Annotated in this window: 11 protein-coding genes and 7 pseudogenes; 13 read left to right on the forward strand and 5 right to left on the reverse strand. The window is 54.8% G+C overall.

Annotated elements, in window-relative coordinates; all coding sequences use genetic code 11:
- Positions 1 to 53: 53 nt before the first annotated feature.
- Both EXE41_RS12910 and EXE41_RS12915 read left to right on the forward strand, forming a co-directional pair.
- Positions 54 to 428: pseudogene (locus tag EXE41_RS12910) on the forward strand (IS6 family transposase); the annotation flags it as partial.
- A gap of 295 nt (positions 429 to 723) precedes the next feature.
- Positions 724 to 974: pseudogene (locus tag EXE41_RS12915) on the forward strand (IS6 family transposase); the annotation flags it as partial.
- A gap of 227 nt (positions 975 to 1201) precedes the next feature.
- Here EXE41_RS12915 and EXE41_RS12920 read toward each other — a convergent pair.
- Positions 1202 to 1951: an SDR family NAD(P)-dependent oxidoreductase gene (locus tag EXE41_RS12920; RefSeq protein WP_394348113.1), complete on the reverse strand. Its 750-nt coding sequence runs from the start codon at positions 1949 to 1951 to the stop codon at positions 1202 to 1204.
- A 172-nt stretch (positions 1952 to 2123) separates the two neighbouring features.
- Between EXE41_RS12920 and EXE41_RS12925 the strand changes: the two genes are divergently transcribed.
- Complete coding sequence (locus EXE41_RS12925) at positions 2124 to 3191, forward strand: phytoene/squalene synthase family protein (protein ID WP_137691247.1); 1068 nt, start codon at positions 2124 to 2126, stop codon at positions 3189 to 3191.
- A gap of 99 nt (positions 3192 to 3290) precedes the next feature.
- Here the strand turns inward: EXE41_RS12925 and EXE41_RS12930 are convergent, their stop codons facing one another.
- A complete protein-coding gene (locus EXE41_RS12930) occupies positions 3291 to 3899 on the reverse strand; it encodes a TetR/AcrR family transcriptional regulator (protein ID WP_004595558.1) in 609 nt (202 codons plus the stop codon).
- Between the two features lie 212 nt (positions 3900 to 4111).
- On the opposite strand from EXE41_RS12930, the gene EXE41_RS12935 reads away from it, so the two are divergent.
- The 5 genes from EXE41_RS12935 (at position 4112) to EXE41_RS12960 (ending at position 10549) form a co-directional block, all read left to right on the forward strand.
- Positions 4112 to 4750 carry a helix-turn-helix domain-containing protein gene (locus EXE41_RS12935; protein ID WP_137691241.1) on the forward strand — a complete coding sequence of 213 codons (639 nt, stop codon included), beginning with the start codon at positions 4112 to 4114 and terminating at the stop codon, positions 4748 to 4750.
- A 753-nt stretch (positions 4751 to 5503) separates the two neighbouring features.
- Positions 5504 to 5788 (forward strand): hypothetical protein, encoded by a 285-nt coding sequence (locus EXE41_RS19675; protein WP_241987244.1) that lies wholly within the window; start codon positions 5504 to 5506, stop codon positions 5786 to 5788.
- 1514 nt (positions 5789 to 7302) lie between these two features.
- Positions 7303 to 8118 (forward strand): hypothetical protein, encoded by an 816-nt coding sequence (locus EXE41_RS12950; protein WP_137691243.1) that lies wholly within the window; start codon positions 7303 to 7305, stop codon positions 8116 to 8118.
- Between the two features lie 212 nt (positions 8119 to 8330).
- Positions 8331 to 9212, forward strand: coding sequence for a M48 family metallopeptidase (locus tag EXE41_RS12955; RefSeq protein WP_137691244.1), 882 nt, complete (start codon positions 8331 to 8333; stop codon positions 9210 to 9212).
- Between the two features lie 29 nt (positions 9213 to 9241).
- The gene (locus tag EXE41_RS12960) at positions 9242 to 10549 is read left to right on the forward strand and encodes a hypothetical protein (protein WP_241987245.1); all 1308 of its coding nucleotides are present in this window, start codon (positions 9242 to 9244) and stop codon (positions 10547 to 10549) included.
- A 19-nt stretch (positions 10550 to 10568) separates the two neighbouring features.
- Here EXE41_RS12960 and EXE41_RS19680 read toward each other — a convergent pair.
- Positions 10569 to 11077 (reverse strand): annotated as a pseudogene (locus tag EXE41_RS19680) (hypothetical protein).
- A 79-nt stretch (positions 11078 to 11156) separates the two neighbouring features.
- On the opposite strand from EXE41_RS19680, the gene EXE41_RS12970 reads away from it, so the two are divergent.
- Both EXE41_RS12970 and EXE41_RS12975 read left to right on the forward strand, forming a co-directional pair.
- Positions 11157 to 12767 carry a SufS family cysteine desulfurase gene (locus EXE41_RS12970; RefSeq protein ID WP_137691245.1) on the forward strand — a complete coding sequence of 537 codons (1611 nt, stop codon included), beginning with the start codon at positions 11157 to 11159 and terminating at the stop codon, positions 12765 to 12767.
- A gap of 380 nt (positions 12768 to 13147) precedes the next feature.
- A pseudogene (locus EXE41_RS12975) lies at positions 13148 to 15113 on the forward strand (cation:proton antiporter).
- A 216-nt stretch (positions 15114 to 15329) separates the two neighbouring features.
- Here EXE41_RS12975 and EXE41_RS12980 read toward each other — a convergent pair.
- Complete coding sequence (locus EXE41_RS12980) at positions 15330 to 17834, reverse strand: heavy metal translocating P-type ATPase (protein ID WP_394348114.1); 2505 nt, start codon at positions 17832 to 17834, stop codon at positions 15330 to 15332.
- A 113-nt stretch (positions 17835 to 17947) separates the two neighbouring features.
- Here EXE41_RS12980 and EXE41_RS20030 point away from each other — a divergent pair.
- The 3 genes and pseudogenes from EXE41_RS20030 to EXE41_RS12995 all read left to right on the forward strand — a co-directional run.
- Positions 17948 to 18103, forward strand: a pseudogene (locus EXE41_RS20030) (RNA-guided endonuclease TnpB family protein); the annotation flags it as partial.
- Between the two features lie 62 nt (positions 18104 to 18165).
- A complete protein-coding gene (locus EXE41_RS12990; protein ID WP_137691246.1) occupies positions 18166 to 19332 on the forward strand; it encodes an MFS transporter in 1167 nt (388 codons plus the stop codon).
- A gap of 155 nt (positions 19333 to 19487) precedes the next feature.
- Positions 19488 to 19770, forward strand: a pseudogene (locus EXE41_RS12995) (IS5/IS1182 family transposase); the annotation flags it as partial.
- On the opposite strand, the pseudogene EXE41_RS13000 reads toward EXE41_RS12995, so the two are convergent.
- Positions 19760 to 19880 (reverse strand): annotated as a pseudogene (locus tag EXE41_RS13000) (IS630 family transposase); the annotation flags it as partial. The pseudogenes EXE41_RS12995 and EXE41_RS13000 overlap by 11 nt on opposite strands.

Raw genomic sequence — 19880 nt, forward strand, 5'->3', positions numbered from 1 at the left:
GCGATGTTCAAATAAGGATTGAAAAGTGAGGCGGTGCCCTTTCAAAGTGATCTATGCCCGAAAACGACCGCCTCGGCGGCTGTTTAGACGAGATCAACTTAGACTTTGTGGAGCGAGAGGCAACACCACGGCTGTTGATGAAGCTCAGTATTCAGCTTCATTTAGCAGGACTATCGCTTTCGAATACTATTTCCTTTCTTGAGATATTTGGTGTTGAAAGGGTTCGATCCACTGTTCATAACTGGGTTCACAAGGGCGATTTACAGCCGGATTCTGGACGAAGCCCGAATCACGTTGCGGTTGATGAGACAGTGATTTGGCTTGACGATGAACAATATTGGCTGTACGCTGCTGTCGATCCCAGTTTAACCGATATACTTCACACAAGGCTTGAACCGACAAGAACGAACGTGATCGCAGATCCGTTTTCGCAGAATAATGACTGAGAAAAGGTTTGAAAGCTAATCGGCAAAAGAGGATTGAAGCTCTAAGAGATCCGTACACCAAGTGTACGGCAATCTAATCGTGTTTTCATATTCATCGTAGTTTCACTCGATTAATTTGGTGGGGTCCGAATTCATCGGTTACACACCTGAGAAAGACGGTTTTCGTGATGAGTATATAAACGACGGTTGGATGGTTTCACACTATCTGTAAAGTGAGGGTAGAAGCTGTCTATCGCTGGATCTCTGCGCTCGTTTACAGAGCTGATCTAACTCATTACTCTGCGAAAAACATGATGTAGACGACGCGATCTTTCTCGTTGATGGCGCGGTTCCACTTCAGCGGGTTTGTGACAAACATGACCTCGATTTTAGATACGAACGACATGGCATCGGAATAGTGTCGAACGTGTCTTTCGTGAGGTGAAACGACGAACTACCAGTTTCCTAAACTGTTTCAGCAACGCCGAGGCAGAAACTGCTAATGGGTGGCTCAGAGCGTTCGCATTCGCATGGAATCAGCTTATCTGAACACTACCTCGAATAGGGATCGCACATCGGTACGACGGAGTTCTTCGCGAAGAGCTACGTCCTCAAGCGAGAGTATTGGACGAAAAACACCCCTTCAGCTGGATGTAGGATGGTGTCTCCGAGTTGTTCGACCCTAAGCGACGACTCTATCGCTGGCAGACCGAGGAGGAACTCGTCGGCGTGACAGAAAACCTCCCGTGACAGCCGTGGAGCCGCAACTGTCTGCGTTATTTTTGAATTTCGCCGCCATCAACCGGGAGTGACTGCCCGGTAATGTACGACGCTTCATCGGAGCACAGCCAAACGATAACGTTGGCAACCTCCTCTGGAGACGCAGCCCGCTTCATCGGAACTTCTTCGACAATCGAACTACGTTCTGATTCAGACATCGACTCCAAGGCTGGTGTCTCTACAATTGTTGGACAGACTGCATTGACGCGAACGTCACTTGTAGCGGTTTCTAAGGCTGCTGTCCGTGTTAGACCGACTACGCCGTGTTTGCTGGCGGCGTACGGTGCCCGACCGGGGCTCCCACGGAGTCCGGCCTTCGAGGAGACGTTGACGATGGCGCCGCCGCCGGTGTCGTATAATGCGGGGAGTTCATATTTCATACCGGCCCAGACGCCAGTCTGATTGACATCGAGGATGCGGTCCCACTCTTCCTCGTCGATATCCGGGACTTGGGCTGGTGTGTTCCCGATCGCGGCGTTGTTGACGGCGTAGTCGAGTCGCCCGTGTTCGTTGAGCGTAGTGTCGACGAGAGCATTAATTGACTCGCTGCGGCTGGTGTCGACTTCGGTGAAGGTTGCATTACCATTATTTTCTTTGATTTGTCCAGCGGTCTCATGCCCAGCCTCCGTGTCGATATCGGCGACGACGACTGTAGCTCCTTCAGTGGCGAATCGGTTGGCAGTTGCGCGGCCGATGCCGGAACCGGCGCCAGTCACGAGTGCGACGGAATTCTCAAAGTCGTACATCAAATACAACTACTGAATATTTAGTCAAGTACTTTGTGGTACTCTCAGGAAAAACATAATATAGACCTCTTGACTGCCAATCTTCTACTAAGAGAATACGATAGTCTTAAATATTAACTGTTTGTTCATAGTGGACGAGCTCAAACGGCCGAGCCAACACCACTCAAAATATATGACGCGACATGAAACAGCGACGTCCGAGCCTCCGCTTGCGTACTGCCATGACGCTGTCCAAGACGTATCGCGTACGTTCGCTCTTACCATCGATACACTAGACCCACCACTGGCCGACCAGATTTGTGTCGGTTACCTGCTCTGTCGAATTCCGGATACGATTGAGGATTCAACCCACATTTCGACGGAAACCCAACAAAGGCTCCTTAGGACTTACTACGCGAGCCTCGACCCTGAATCACAAACGTCGATAGAAGCGTTCACGCGTCAAGCACGACAGTACATGTCAACTCAGTCTCCTGTAGCGGACTGGGCGCTTATTGGGAACACTCCGACCGTTATGGCCGCCTTCGAACAGTTCTCACAGGACACACAGGAGGCAATGCGACCTCCCATCGGTGAGATGATCACGGGGATGATTCGGTTCACCGGGCGATACGCGGACGAGCCAGGAATTCGAATCCAAACGCCCATTGAACTCCGAAGCTATTGCCACTACGTCGCCGGTACTGTTGGGACACTAATTACGAACCTCCTCGCAAAGCAACCACTCACGACTTCCTGCGAGGAGACCCTCCGAAGGAATGCTGAACATTTCGGTCGACTCCTACAACTGGTGAATATTGCAAAAGACGTCCACGAGGATTACGTAACCGAAAACAATGTGTACCTCCCAAGTGAGTGGCTAGCAGCCGAAGGAATTCCACAAGATCAAATCATTCACACAGACTACCAAGAGGGGGCTATATCGGTGCTTTCACGAGTCCTTGACCAGGCCAATCAGCACCTCGACGCTGCTCAATCCTACATCGAAAAAATGCCATTAGGCAACGGAAACACCGTCGTCGCATGGGCAGTTCCATATCTCTTAGCCGTCGGCACTCTTCGAGAACTCCGTACAAACCCCGGAACCGCATTTGCTCCGGAGAGTGTGAAAGTATCCCGTACAGAGGTTCGGACCATCCTGAATGCGGTGTCTGCTACTGATCGGCAGTACCTCACTTCTCTCCGAGAACAGATTGCAGACAACCCGCTTGAAGAGCTACCACCTCATCTCGCTCTCTGACGGTCTCCAAGCACTCTCCACTGATTGCGGGGTGACAAACCGGACATGTGGACTCCGCTGAGCCCCTACTGATGGCAGAAAATACCAGTCACGTCGTTTTTATTCGTTTTTTGTTGAGATACGGTCGATGTGAGCATCGATCGTGGCTTTCAGTGGTTCAATCGACTGCTCTGGGTTGTACACAGTGAGCCGTCGGGCACGGATTCCGATGAGTAGTGATAGCAGTGTCTCTGCTTCCACCTCAACGTCGACGTCGACAAACTGGTTGGATTCGATACCACGACGAAGAATGTCCTCGAGAACCATTTTCACCCTTTCTTCGACTTCCAGGTATTGCTCACGAACAGCCTCGTCGTGGGGTGCATTCATTCGAAGTTCGAACATCGACAACATCAGTCGATAAGGTTCCTCGTTAACCGTCGTTGGGAGGAGAAGTTCGATTAGATGGTCGAGCTCCTCGCGAGGTGAAGATCCTTCTTCGGGGAGGATCGCAAGAAATCCTCCGAGAATGTACTTGAGGAAGTCAACGAGAAGGTCGTCACGACCGTCGTAGTGGTAGTAAATAAGGGCCTTACTGCGGTCAAATTCATCGGCGATGTGCTGGATGGTGAGGTCGCTGTAGCCGTGTTTCTTTACGGCGATGTGGGTGGCTTCCATGATATCCCGTTTTCCGGGATCCATGTCGTCGCCGTAGTTTTCGAAACTCATTAGATGTACCTGTTGTTTCAAGCGGCCTGTCCCTTTTGATTGTTCTGCGAATTGGTGTGTCTTGTTGTCTAGAGGAACCGATGGGATCACCATGTTGAGAGAGGGAAATCGGTACATCGACGCTGTTCCATGGTATAACTATGGTGAAGCAGATTCAAACGTTTCTTTGAGTTTTCCCTAATCATATATCTGTATAGATAGTCACAACTACTATGTCGTCATTGCTACCTCTGAAACCAACTCCTAGCTCAGCATCTGACCGTGGGTTAGAACCGAAGCTCGTTGGATTTGAAGACGAGTCTGTAGATCAAATTCTGTCGGCAGTCAGCTCAACAACAGCCCGGCGTATTCTCATGCAGATCTATGAAGAACCAACGACGGCTTCAGACATGGCTGCTGAGATCGACTCTTCAGTACAGAATATCAGCTATCACTTAGATCGACTTCAAGACGCAGAGTTAGTGGAAGTTGTCGAGACGTGGTATTCCGAGCAAGGGCGCGAGATGGACGTGTACGCCCCGACCAATAGCGCACTCGTGCTTTTTGCGGGAGCAGAGCGAACAACACCGTCACTCACAACAGCGTTGCGTCGTGTCTTCAGCGCGGTCGGTATCGTCGGAGTTGTCAGTATGATCGTCCACGCACGCTGGGCAGCATTGACACCCTCACCGCTGTCGCGAGGTGGTGAGCCTCCCCAGCCGGATCCAACTCTGTGGGAGGCACTCGTTGCGTTCGGAACCGGCCCTGGCGGGTTCGTCCTTGGGGTCAGCGTCGTGCTAATCTTGTCCCTCTTTGTGACGTGGTACCGGCGGACGTATCGTCCGGCGTGGGGACACACCCACTCAGCGTAAATGATTTCTGGGACTCAAAGACACCTTTGAATCTAGGATAAGACGATACTCCCCTCCCTCTAATGTGAGGATATGAAACGTCGAATGTTTCTGGCAAGTGCTGGGATTGGCTTCTCGACCGCCGCAGCAGGGTGTACTTCCCAAGCAGTGTCGAGTCGATCGCCTGAGGCAGACACAGAAAAGACAGCAAACACATCTGAGAGCACACAAAACGAGACTGATCAAAAGTCGGCCCAGACACTAATCAAAGCCGGTGACACCGCTGAGCGGACTATCGGGGCCGGGTCCCTTGACACACGTAGCCTTAGAAAGCCTCACCATGTCGCATTCCGGAATCCGACAGAGGAGACCCATCACGGAACGATTACGATTTCGACTGCTAGCGAAACAGTGTTTGAGGAATCGATAGAGTTCGAAGCGAACACGAGTCTGATTGCGTCGCTTTCTGATCTCAATCTATATACTGTTCGGGTAGCCGTTCCTACGTTAGATGCGACCAAGGAGGTAACCGTTGAACCCGATCAGTTTATCTGTAACGTGACCAAGACAACGATCAGCGTTCGAGAAGATAGGACACTCGGCTCCATGAGTGTGTCGACGCGTATGGCGTGTCCCGGTGTTGTGTCCAAATCAGTACCTGCCGACGAACGTGTGTCGCACACGCTCGGTGAGGATTCGACTTCCACAGATTCGGAGCGAGGTAGCCACACGCTCGTACTCCGGAACTCGTCGGACGAAACGTGGACGGCCCGAATGCTCGTTGAGAACGATTCGACAGCACAATTTGACGGGGTCTATACGGTCGGACCTGCGGGAACGGTACTGATTACTCTCGGTGAGCGCGGAACGTACACGTTATCGGTGGATGTGCTCGAAACGGAGGGAACGATTACTGAGCAAGCAACGCCTGAAAACTTCGATTGTAACCAGTCATCAACGCAGGTCAATATTAGCGCCGGGGGAGAACTCACTGGGAACACCCTTTCAACGCTCATGGCTTGTAGCACCGAGGTAAATTCGACGAACGAATCATCGTAGCAGAGTGTAGGTACGCTGTTTTTCAGACCAAGGGTAGTAGCTAGACTCGTTAGTAATGTATTTCCAGCAGGTGGGGATAAAATATTGATCCTTTTTCACTCGAATGTCGCCTACACAGGCTCTTCAGTAAACAGAACGGAATAGGTGGGCGGCCGTTGAATACTCGCCACGAGGCGGTGCTTACTCGTCTTTCGACGCTTCAAGATGTCTTAGCGCGTCTTCGAGACTGGTCAACCCTTCCTCTAAGGCTGGTAGTGCGTTAGGATCATCTGTCTCTTCGATAGCAAGACTCACCTGTTTGATTGCCTCACGAGTCCGGCTTGTTTTGTCTATATATTATATTTACCACATGACCATTAAAAAGCTCTCGGCTACACTCTTACTCGACAAGCATCCTTAATCGATCGACTGTCTCTGTCAGGGATACACGAAAATTGGATTCAAACAGATCGGTTTTTGACGGTTCGCGAATGTCGGTCTGATAGATTCAACCGGTTATAGAAACTACGGCAAACCGGTAAGATGGGCTAGTTCACAAGGTCATCAGGTACGCAACCCAAACTAAGACTGAGGCGGCGCCAATGCCCCCCATCAGGTAAGTGTACAACTTTCGTGTTTTGCCATGGATTTTGTAGCTGCTATAAATCGAAACAAGCCCTGCTAATGGGACAAGAACGACAGAAATGACTGTACTAACTGCCCCAAGTATGAGGTACTGACGTGTATTCATCTGGTCTGTTGTGGCTGTTTCTGACATTGCCTTACCTGTGACTGAATATCTATTCAGTATTTAAACTAATGGTTTTTCAATAGATCTCTCTGGCGTACAAAAAATTGAGCTATCTTCTAGGGCGAGGATTCCGAGAGCCAAGGACAAAGGTTGGGCCGAGTGCGGTTGCTGGACGGTCGATTCGATGCTGGTTTTCCGAGCTAGATGACACGACTACTCCCACTATTCTGCTATCTGGGATTCGAGTCATTGAGGCCATCTTCGATCTAGAAAGTGAAACCAGTTTGAACTACTTCCTCACCCACCTCGGAGCCAGTATCTACCTGACCGAGTGTCGCTATCTGAGCCCCAAATCAATATGATAGAGAAATGCTTCTTGTCACACCGCAACACGAACTAATGCCCACTCCGTTCTAGCCATGAGCCATTCGTCTTTAGTTAAGCCCAATAGTAATATTGCCGCCGAAATCAAGCAATAAGGAGTTGCTTCAGACCCGTATCTCGAACCGCAGCCGGTGTGATTGTCCGGAATTCAGCCCGAAAACACCGTCATTAGATATTACTATGAGTATTAACTAAAGACGAATGTAGCCATGAGCCTAGCTATTATTGACATAATAGGAGTTGTGTCGCGATCTGCGTGAAATTGTTCCCACCACATGAAATAGATCCCGACATCACAGTTCCATCAAGCGCAGCACGGCAGCAAAGCACAAAGTATATATACTGACAATAAAGTCAATTGACTACCCTCAAAAATATACGTTTACGAGATTAAGGCAAAATGACTACGCTATCAACTCTCGATGAGCGGCGAAACACAATCAATCAACGTCTGGAAACAGCGTTAGGAAGCAGTGATGACCATTCAGTCGTTCTAGCCAACTCAGCTATTAATTCGTGTTCAGACCGATGGTACGGCCAATTGGTTGCTCTTTCCTACGCTACAATTGCTGATCAACCAATTACTGATGTAGTATTATCGGCATCGGCCGCAACGGAGTTACTGCGTGGATACTGTCAGCTGCGAAGTGAACTGCTCCATCAACTTCACACCAGTCAACGCAATTCTCTGATGAGAGACCCAGTGAAAATGCTGCTGGCTGGTGATTATCTCAACTCTACAGCTTACACAGTCTTTTTTGAGGCAGGTAATCAGCAATTCGAAAAAGCTCTTGAGGCTCTTATTGAGACATCAAGATCTCTGATCGATTCATTCAACATTACGCGAACCCAATCAATTGATACGTATACATTCTTGGATAAGTTCGTTGGCACATTAGGTGAAGGCGCAGTAACTATTGCAGCCAATCTCACAGGAAGTAACACTGTACTTCGTAACGAGTTCATAAACTTGGGCCGAGCCCTTAGCTCGGCATATCATGCTTTTAGCATTCTTGAACTGGATGATCGCAGGTCTGTAGGACCTATTGACCATTCGCAATACGAGGAATCTGACCTTTGCCAGTACGGCGCGAGACACTTTCGAGGAGCTATGTACACTCTCAACGAACTTCAGGAAGTTGTAGATGTTGAACCTCTTCTGGAGCTAATTGACGCTCATTTTGGGGGGAAGATGGGATATAAGAAGTGGATTTGATATCTATTCTCTCCCGAAGGAGGGTTTAGCTTTGTAACATCCAGAATCCGGCGGCTAGCTACGAGCTATCAAAAACGAACTACAGTAGAATGTACATACTGGCTTCAGATTTTGCTGCTCACCCCAGCTAACTATATTGTCAATATATAAGTAAAGTTTTATATTATGGCCACATACCGCTCGTTATGCGACATCTCGGACTAAAAATACGGATGGCTATCGTCGGCAGCATCCTTCTCGCGTTCTATTCCGGAGCCGTCGCTGTAGCGTGGTACTTCTTCGGGCAAAGCCAGAGCATCCTCGCGCTCGCCATCGTTGGCAGTATTCTGCTCGTGGGCGTCCAGTACAAGGTTGGAAAGTGGGCCGCGCTCAAGAGCGTCGGTGCTGAGGATATGGATAAACAGCAACATCCGCAGATTTACCTGTTCGTTGAGAAGGTCTGCCACGAAAAGGATCTGAATATGCCGAGTTTAAAGATCGCGGACATGGGCGTTCCGAACGCGTTCGCGGTTGGCCGCCGCGGCAGCGGGACCGTCGTTGTCTCCCGTGAACTCATTCAACTGCTCGACCGGGACGAACTTGAGGGCGTCTTGGCGCACGAACTCGCACATATTGACAACCGCGACGTCATTACAATGCAAATTGGCCAAGGCATCGCCTCGATCGTCAGCATTGTCGCACAGTACATTGTGCTGTTCACTGGCGACAACGACATCGCGGATCTCTTCCTTGCCATCGTAGTCGGGAACCTCGTACAGCTCTTCGTGATGCCATTCGTGTTTGCCATCAGCCGACACCGCGAGTACGTCGCGGACGCTGACGCCCGCCGCGCAATCGGCTCCGGGGATCCGCTCGTTCGCGCACTCAAGAAGATCCACCAAGGGAATCAGCATGCCTCTCGGTCTACAGATCAGCGTACTGGGAAACCAGTAAATCAGCGTAACAGCAGACATGGAAACCCGCGCCGCCGTGAGCAGGGTTCCAACCAACAAGTGGCTACCCTCTGTATCTCTAGCCCTGATCGCAACTTCATACAGCGGGCAATGTCTACGCATCCACCGATGGAGAAGCGCATCCAGCGGCTCCAATCATAGATCTCCTTGTCTGAGATTGTGACTGACCTATGCCAAAAACGACTTCTGACTCAAACAACGTCATGATTCCTGATAGATCTATCCCTGTGTTCGTCAAATCGAGGGCGAACACGCTCCTGTCTTTGCTCTTTACTCTCGTGCTAGGGGGGACAGCCTATACAGGATTCGTGACTGGTCGATATGAATCGGTCCTGTTCAGCCTAGTAGCGATCGCGATTGTCATCATCCCTGCTGTAATAGCCCGTGATCCGACAGTGACGCCCCCGTGGTACTTTCTGCTCCTAATCTGCCTTCCCATTCTCTGGGACGTCAGGACGGGTTCCTTTCTTCAACTGGGGGTCGTCCCAAGCCTCTCTCTCGCGACTCTTGGTCTTCTGTTGATGGTCGAAATCCATTACCTGACGACGCTCCGACTGGCGCCGTGGTTCACCATCGTACTAACCGGTATTTTTACACTCGCGATGGCGGCAGTCTTCAATATCGTCCGCTGGATTTCCGATATTCTGTTTGGGACGACGTTTCTGCTCAACGGGCGCACGCAGGATGCGATCAATACGGCGGTGATGATCGAATTTGTCGCCGCGGCTATTGCCGGAGTCATCGCTGGTGGCATCTTCTATCTACACTTTCAACGGTCGTCTGTTCGAACTGGTAATCGATTACAGGCTGACTCGGCGACACACGGTACAGAAATAAACGCTCAATCGCCCGTCCTGAGCGACAGGTTAGGTATCTCACCACAACGGCAACGACAAGCTGTCCGCATGATGCAAGCAGGGTTAGCGATAGTATTTGGATACGGACTCTGGACAGTCCAAGTTCCGCTCGTGATAAATTCGGGGGTCGCATTGGTCATTACGTTTGTTCCGGCAGTGATAGAACGGGATTACGGTATCCCGATCGAACCAGCACTCGCGCTTTGGTTAACTGGCGCAGTTTTCCTCCACGTTCTCGGAACTGTCGGGCTCTACGGCTTGATACCGGCATGGGATTCACTTACGCATACACTTTCGGCGACAGTCGTTGCCGCAGCAGGGTACACGTTCCTCAGGACGATCCACCTCCACGCCTCATCGATTCACTTCCCTCCTTGGGCGATGTTCGTGTTCACCCTCATGGTCGTCCTCGCGACCGGCGTAGTCTGGGAGGTTCTCGAGTTTGTCCTCGATCGAAGTGCGCTCCTCTTTGGGGCTGACCCAGTGCTCGCGCAGCACGGAATTGACGACACGATTATCGACTTGATCTTTAATGGGATCGGTTCGATACTTGTCGCAATGTGGGGTACGGTGTATCTCACGACAGTGTCAAAGCGTCTCGCTAGTCAGCTCACACCGTAACTTGCGTCTCCTTTCGACCCTATTCCTCACCACGACTCGAAACCAGAGCTTCAGTGAACCTAGTCACGAACGTCACCGAGTCTCCGTATCCTTCACTCGCGAGCACGGTTTCGGCCCCCTCGCCTGCCGCGACATCGGTCGTACAGATGTAGACCTCGGTCGCCGTCCGCGCACTGAGGTGCTGGGCAGCGAGGCCGGCGGGGGCGGCGTCCGCCCGCTCAACCTCGTCGGCAGGGCGGTCGTCTGTATTCGAGATCTACCGCTGGACGCCGTCTATCACCCGTGAGACGACAGGCTTGGAAACTCCAACGGTGTCGCGATCGTCGCACAGCGTTCGTCTATCGCGGCGTCAACGGGCGGGCCTTCGACGGGGCGGCGCATGAGTCGTGACTGGACCGCGGTCAACGACAGACTGGAACTGCCGCGGATGGCGACACTAGCAACATTCTCAAGACAGATTTCACTGTTGTCATGCGAGCAATCATCGATCAGTGGGTCGCCCAAGAAGTGGATAATCTTGCCGGCCATGTGAGCGCGGTCAACTACGTCATTGAGTGGCAATCTCACCTATGGTTTATCTAATCAGCATCGGAGTTTTGTTAGTACCATGAGTTTTGATGCCGAAGCAGTACGTGATAACTTCCCTATCCTCGACCGGCGCGTGAACGGCTATCCGCTCACCTACCTCGACAACGCTGCGACCACGCACACGCCCCGCCAAGTGTATGACGTCTTCGAGGAGTTCTATGCGGGGTACAACGCGAACATTCACCGGGGGATCCACGAGCTCAGCCACGAGGCCTCGCTCGCCTACGAAGCGGCCCACGACCGCGTCGCCGACTTCCTCGGCGCGGACGGCCGCGAGGAGGTCGTCTTCACCAAGAACACCACCGAGAGCATTAATCTCGTCGCGTACGGCCTCAGCCGGCGCCTCAGCGAGGGCGACGAGATCGTCGCGACGGAGATGGACCATCACGCCTCGCTCGTCACTTGGCAGCAGATCGCCAAGCGCACGGGCGCGACCGTCCGCCACATCCCCGTCACGGCCGACGGCCGCCTCGACATGGATGCCGCCCACGACATCATCACCGACGACACGGCGGCCGTCTGCGTCCCCCACGTCTCGAACGTGCTTGGGACGGTCAACCCCGTCGCGGACCTCGCGGCCCTCGCGCACGACCACGACGCGTACGCGGTCGTCGACGGCGCCCAATCCGCCCCGACGCGGCCCGTCCACGTGGCGGCGATGGACGCGGACTTCTTCGCGTTCAGCGGCCACAAACTCGCCGGCCCGACCGGGATCGGTGGGCTGTATGGGAAGCGAGAGCTGCTGGAGGACCTCGATCCGTTCCTCTTCGGCGGAGAGATGATCCGGAACGTCACGCTCACCGACTCCACGTGGAACGGACTACCCTGGAAGTTCGAGGCCGGCACGCCGCCGATCGCAGAGGGTATCGCGCTCGGCGCGGCCGTCGACTATCTCGAGGAACTGGGAATGGACGCCGTCCGTGACCACGAGAACGAGCTCGCGCAGTACCTCCTCCGAGAACTCGCCGACCGAGAGTTCGTCCGGACATACGGCCCCGGCGTCGGCGAGGAACGTACCGGCCTCGTCTCGTTCAACGTTGAGGGCGTCCACGGCCACGACCTCTCTAGCCTCCTCAACGACCGCGGCGTCGCCATCCGCGCCGGCGACCACTGTACGCAACCGCTCCACGACCGGCTCGACATCCCCGGCTCTGCCCGGGCGTCCTTCTACGTGTACAACACCCGCGCGGACGTGGAACGCCTCCTCGAGGTTGTCGACTCGGCCCGTGACGACCTTGACGCGTACCTCGCCTCCGACCGCTACCACGACCGCATCAGCGACCACTACCACCGCCCCCGCAACTCGGACGTGCTCACCGATCCGACGTTCGTGAAGTCCTCCGAGGAGACGACCTGCGGTGACGACGGCGAGTTCCACGTGACGATCACTGACGGGCGCGTCGAAGAGATCGCCTTCGAGAGCCGGAGTTGTGCGGTCAGCCGCGCCGTCGCCAGCCTTCTCTCAGAGGACCTCAAGGGGATGGCGGTCGAGGAAGTCGCCGATCTCGACGGGCATGTCGCCCGCGAGCTCGACGGGCAGTACCCCCACCTCCGCCGCGAGTGCGTCAAAGGTCCCGAGGATGTCATCCGCGAAGCGGCCCGCGAGTACGTCGAGGAACACGGCGCGTAAACCATCAACGTCTCCACTACAAATCCACTCTCCCGTTTTCCTCTTGACTGATTCTACAATTATTACATGGTTCGCTCTTCTGTAGGAGATTGTTGATACAACCGTCGCTAGCTGAGTGGGAACACTAATCGACTTTCTAAGCACCTCTACTGTGGACTCTCAATTTGATTCACGCACCCGTAAATCGCAAGACTGCAGTCCATCAACAATGTGCTACACAAGAGCGTACATAGTTTTCAAATGCGTCCGCTAAGACATTCGAGTTAATCCATAGAGCGTAAATTCGAACGCCTCATTTTCTGGCCTAACGCGATGAAAGAGACGGACCAACCACCTTTTATCCCGGCGGATTAGTAGCCATTCACATAGGTGACCCCGGTGTGGCACAGGAGTTCCTGATACCACTGGTTGCGGGGATAATCGGACTTGGTGTCCTCGCACAGATCCTCGCGGCCCGGCTCCGAGTACCGAGCATCATCTTCTTCCTGTTGGTTGGGGTGACCATCGGGAGACCGGGACTCGGAATCGTGACCAGCGAGACATTCGGGACCTCCCTTTCAGCGATCGTCGGGCTCGCGGTCGCGATCATTGTGTTCGAGGGCGCGTTCCATTTGGAGTTTGAGCGCATCCAGAAGGCGCCACGGGCAGCTATCCGGCTTGTGACGATCGGTGCTGTCATCGCGCTGGTCGGCACCGCGGTGACAGTCCGGTTCCTAGTGGGTCTTCAGTCCTGATCTGCTAGATTCCAGCTACAGACCGTCTCTCGATTGTATCTAGCAATTCAGCGTTGGATCGACACTAGAGGGGTTACCTTGGACGCTCTCTTTCGTGATCGGTGCGCTGCTCGTCGCCACGGGGCCGACAGTCATCTCTCCGATTCTCGAGGTCGTCCCAGTCAGAGACCAAGTCGCGGCGGTCCTCGAGACCGAAGGGATCGTCAACGACGTGACGGCCGCGATCACGGCCGTCGTGCTCTTCGAATCCGTGGATCCGACGGTCACCGCAGAGGGGCTCGTCCGCGGCTTCGCGCTCCGACTTGGCGACGGACTCCTCGTCGGCCTCATCGTCGCGGGCGTCCTCTACTACCTGCTTCGGTACGTCGACCTCTCGCCCGGCGCGGCGCCGAGGAACGCGAGACTGCTCGTGCTCGCCGGCGCGCTGGCCGCGTTCGCCGCTGCGAACCAGCTAGCAAGTGAAGCCGGTGTCGCCGCTGCCGCTACTGCAGGCCTCGCTCTCGGGAATATGGACATTCCGTACAAAGAGGACATCACCGAGTTCAAAGGCGACATCACGCTTCTTGTGTTAGCATTTGTATTTATCGCGCTCGCCGCCCAGTTGCCGCCGGCGGCGATATTCGATGTGGGCCTCGCAGGGGTCGGCGTGGTGGTGCTCGTCGCCGTGGTAATCCGACCACTCTTGATGTTCCTGTCGACTGTGGGGGACCGATTCACTCTCTCGGAACGAGTATTCATCAGCGCCATCGGGCCGCGCGGGATCATCCCGGCGTCGGTCGCTACGCTATTTGCCACGGATCTTAGAGCAGCTGCCACCGAGCTCAACGATCCTGCCCTTGCACAGCAGGCGGACCTCCTGATCGGGACGGTGTTTCTAGTCATCTTCGTCACCGCCCTCGTTCAGGGCGGACTGGCACGCTACATCGCGCAGTACCTCAACGTCATACCCATGAGAGTCATCATCGTCGGAGGCGGGCAGGTGGGCCGCGCGCTCGCCGAGCGCCTCGAAGACCGCGGCGAAAACGTCGTCATCATTGAGCATGATGAGGCGACGATCGAATCGCTCCGAAACGACGGCTTCTCCACCGTCATCGGCGACGGCACGGACACGGAGCTGTTACGCAAGGCGGGGGCGGCCAACGCCAAGATCGCCGTCGCCGCCACCGGCGACGACGACGTGAACCTCCTCGTCGCCCAGCTGTCGAAGACGAATTTCGACGTCGAACGCGTCTTAGCGAAGGCGAACAACTCCGACAACGTCGAGGCGTTCGAAAACTTAGGCGTGGGCACCATCTCGGCCGCGATGTCGGCCGCGTGGGCCCTTGACAACCAAATCGAGCGACCAGACCTGGCCCACTGGATGACCGAGGTTGGTCACAGCGGCGATGTCCAACAGCTTGAGGTCACCAACGAGACGTTCTTCGGCAAGACGGTCAAGGAGGTGGGGACATTGCTGCCCGACGGTTGTCTGATCGCCGTCATCAGCGACGGAGACCGGGAGTCGGTCGAAGTCCCCGGCGCGGAGACAGTTATCGAGCACGGCGATCACGTCACACTCCTCGGTCAACGCGAAGCCGTCCGAGAGGGGATGGAACTGGTCACCGAAGCCTGAGTCCTACGAAGGTGCGGTTGACGATCCTTCTTACATCGGGAACAACAAACACAATTCTCGGGGTCGTCTTCAGCATGCTCGGAAACGCCTTGTTCGTGATCGCTGAGCACTAACATCGATCTCTCCTTTCCAACGAGATGGGCTCGCTCTTTCGAAAGGGAGTTCATCCTGCTGATAGCGGTACGTGACCGATCCTCTCGGCAGCTCCGACCCGGCCTAGGCTGACGGTGATTCCCTGAAGAGACTCCGAGAGGTGTTCAGAGCAAGGACTCCGCCACAGACGGTGACGGCGACCGCTGCGGTCACGGGGTTGAATAGGCCGATAAGCGCGGCCGGTATCGCAATCCCGTTGTATACGAACGCGAGTCCGATGTTCTGCCGAACGCGGCGCCGTGCTGCCCAAGCAAGTTCGAATGTGGTCTCGACGAGCGAGAGGTCGTCGTCGACGATGACAATATCGGCCGCATCCGCGGCAATCGCTGTCCCGCCCCCTAACGAAATCCCGAGATCTGCCTGTGCGAGAGCCGGTGCGTCGTTGGTTCCGTCTCCAACCATTGCGACGCGCTGGTTGTGTTGGAATCGCCGGATTGCCTCTGTCTTCCCTTCCGGTGACACATCCGCAAATACATATGAGACCGCGTCCTGTTCCGTGAAGAACTCTGTCGCCTCCTCATCATCACCAGTGAGGACGGCAACTTCGATCCCGCTCTCGTGGAGACCGGTGACCGTGTCTAGCCACCCCTGCCGTGGGTTGTCGCCGACCACGACGATCCCGTCCGCTCGTCCGTCGCGGCCAATCACAACCGGGAGACGGCCAAATTCGCGGGCTTCGCGCGCCTGCTCTTGAATCGCGGCCGTGACTGTCCAGCCCCGTTCGGCGAACAGGTCGAGGTTCCCGACAAGCACCTCGCGACCCTCGACGGCTCCGGAAACGCCCGTTGCGTGTGTCCGGAAGTCGCACACCTCACGGCCGTCGGGAGTCACTCCGGCGTGGTCAGTGTTGCCTGTATCGGTCTGGGCTGTACTCGCGTCGCCAGCGGTCGAGTCGACCGCGGCGACGATGGCTGCTGCGGCCGGATGCGCGGCGAGTCGTTCAAGCGCGGCTGCATCGGAGAGTGCTTCGTCTGATGCGTTGACATCGACGATATCCATCTCGCCCGTCGTGAGCGTCCCAGTCTTGTCGAATACAACCACGTCGACATCCCGGAGTCGCTCGAAGATAGTGTCATCGAGCACGACGATGCCGCGCTCCATCGCGTCGCGGATGCTCGTAGCAACCGAGAGCGGCGTCGCGAGTCCGAGTGCCCAGGGACTGGCAACAAGCAGCGCGAGCAGCACGCTCATGACGCCCGCCGACAGCGGTCCGCCGCTGGCGACTGTCCAAGCGCCAATCACGGTAGCGACGACGCCAACGAGAATGACGAGCCGGTACGCGAGCTTGTCGGCGCGACGCTGAATCCCGTGGTCGGCGCTCTGGATCGACCACAGCGAATCGGTGATGCGGTCGACACTGCTCGTTACCGGGTCACCGACTTCGATAATCGCGGCGCCGTTGGTGACGACCGCACCGCCCACGATTTTGTCGCCCGTTCCCTTCGCGACTGGGAGTGCCTCGCCGGTGACGACCGCCTCCTTGACGCTACAGTCGTCGCCAACAAGCGTTCCGTCAACCGGGATCCGTTCGCCCTCGCGGACAAGGATTCGATCGCCGGACTCCAGCGAATCGACCGACACCTCTGTCGCGGCGTCGACGTCATCAAGTCGTTGGGCACTGTTCACCTGCGAGACGGTGAGATCTGTGAGCCGTTCCAACGCTCGCTGTTTGATCGATGTCTCATAAAATGAAACGCCCGAGACGACCGTCGCGACAACGAGCGTCAGGTCATAAAAGATATCATTATCCCCAAGAAGGACCGCGCCCGTACCGTAGCAAAACGCGCTGACGACAGTGACCGCGACGAGAAGGTCCGTCGTCGGGCGACGCATTTTGAGGCTGATGTATGCCCCCCGTAACACCGGCATTCCGGTGAAAAACAACACGATTGCGGTCAACACGAAGTAGATACGTAAGAACAGGAAACCGCTGCTCCCACTCAGTTGGAAGGCGCCTTCGAAGGCGTTGAGAAACACAGCGTCAAGGTAGGGCGCGAGATGGGCTGGATACATGATAGCCACGTACGGGACCATCAGGAACGCGCCGAACACGATCCCAGCCGCGTAGCGGAGTCCGAGGACCTCATCGCTTCGGCGTTTGCGGAGTCCGTCCGCCTCCCGCGAGCGGCGCGTGCCGCTTGCGTCACCATCCGTACTCACATCGGATCGGAGAAACGCAGTGTAACCCGTTCTACTCAACACGTCACGGAGATCGTTCACTGACACCGCATCCGCATCGTGATATACGCGGATCGTCTCAGTAACGTAACTCGCCTCTACGGCGATCACGCCGGACTGTATGTCGGCGATGTGTTCGAGATACGCTTCGCACGTCGGCGAGTACATCCCGTCGATCCGAAAGAACGTCCGCGTGACGCCATCAGGGAGAGAGCGATCGGTATCTGGCCCCACATCAAGACGGCCCGATGCGTCGGTATCATCGAGCAGCCCGTGAATATCCCGACACCCAGTGCTACAGAACGACTCATCGGATTCTCCCGCGATCGAGTCACTAGCGATCGGATCCTGACATACGTCGCACTCGTTGGTGGGACTATTGTCACTCATTTAGACAACGTATTGGAACAACATCAATCGATTTGAAGAGCATGGTAATAATTCTTAATGGATATTCTCCTGGCCAAGCTGACAAATAGAAGACAGCCTCGGAACACGTGTAAACGTCGTCGGGCGGAAGCGCACCGATAAACGTGCGCTTGAATCGCGGGACATTGAACGTCAACGGTGATTACGAGCCTGCCAGCGATGGCCAGAACGGGAGTCCACGCGAAATCCCCACCCTCAACGAAACGAACGGCGAAGCCATGAGCGAGTAGGGTGGGTTAGTTCACTAACGGACGGTTTAGGGCACGGGACTGTGAAGCGTTATATTGAACGAATGGGATTGATACGAACACTCCGAGATTCGCCGGCCGCGGCGGTAATTTTCGCAAGTACGCTCGTCGCAGTCATGGGTGTCTCACTCATCAGCCCGGCACTCCCAGCGGTACAGGAAGCGTGGAATATCTCAGAGTCACAGGCAAGCCTCTTACTATCAGCGTTTACGCTTCCCGGGATATTTCTGACACTCCCTATCGGACTGCTTTCCGATCGAATCGGTCGAAAACCGATTCTGATCCCAGCGCTCGTCGTATTCGGACTCAGTGGGGGCAGTATCATCTTTATTTCCGATTTTACGCTTATTCTTGTACTACGAGCGATCCAAGGTGCGGCGAGTAGTGCGATTGCGATGCTCACGGTTACCCTCCTCGGTGACCTCTTTACCGGTGAACAACGGCGCGTGTTGATCGGCACAAATGCGGCGATTCTCGCAGTTGGCGCTGCCGGCTATCCACTGCTTGGTGGAGTTCTTGCAACACTAGCATGGTCAGCTCCATTCGCATGTTTTCTCCTTGCCCTGTTCGTCGCAGTTCCCGGGATGACGTTGCTTGAAGAGCCCAACCAAGACGGGACTAAATCGAACTCAAGTATCCGTGAGTTCCTCACTGGATCGACTCCGATGGCTCCCTTCGCTGTTCTTTACCTCGCTATCTTTGGAATATTTGTTATTCTGTATGGGGCACAGCTTACTGCTGTTCCGTTTCTGCTTGCCAACGAATATCAGCTCTCGTCAGCAAACATCGGCCTTCTCGTGGGGCTGCCTGCGGTGACAATGGGATTGACTGCAATGCAGGGCGATAGAGTGCTTCAAGTACTCACGAGCTTTCAGTCAATCGCGCTCGGATTCGTGAGTTACGGGATTGGACTTACCGTTGTTGCTCTTGCGGACTCCATCTACGTGATCGCTGGTGCACTCCTCCTGTTCGGTTTGGGTCAGGGGCTCGCGGAGCCAATTACAGATACGGCACTCAACGAACGAGCACCGGACGAATTTCGCGGGAGTATTATGAGTATTCGAACAAGCGTACTCAGACTCGGCACTACTGTCGGTCCGCCACTCAGTGTCGGGGCTGCAACGATTTTTGGCTACCAACAAACGCTGTTTGTGTCTGGTGTCGGTTCCTTCCTCATCGGAGTAACGTGGTTCACGGTGAGACGTTTGTGAATGCTAAAAACCACCCAGCAGAGAGAATATCATAGAACTGTTTGGCTCTGTAGTTTTGCTAGACGCAACGGCGACGACTCCGTTATTGTTGTAGAAAGCGAAGAGACGGATCGGTGTGAGACCCGAAATCTGTAATCTGCCTCTTCACGTGCGTTATGGTGGTTAAAACTAAATCAGCTGTCGCTAATCCTGATGAACCCGCCGACTCCGAGGGAGTGGCGGGTTCGCCGAGTGGGCGATGCTCACCGTACATACACTCCGCATCGAGCTGGGCAAACCCTCCTGTGTCTCCGTGGATTTGCTCTCAGAAATGCTCGAGTTCTTGAAAAGATCGGCCTCACCAGGCTTCCACACTACACGGTACTTCGCACGTAGTTTGAGCGGATTCCGACTAGCACGTGGCGTGCGTTTCTCGGCGCATTAATGATCAAGATAACTTCTGAACGCTAAGAAACTTCTCACACCACTTTCTGGCGTAGCTGACTCGCTGTGTCACTTGTTCAAATACGTCTTTGACGAGTTCGTGAAATTCGTCCTCGTCGTCGACG

The sequence above is a fragment of the Halorubrum sp. SD690R genome, from assembly GCF_005435035.1.
Taxonomy (GTDB): domain Archaea; phylum Halobacteriota; class Halobacteria; order Halobacteriales; family Haloferacaceae; genus Halorubrum; species Halorubrum ezzemoulense.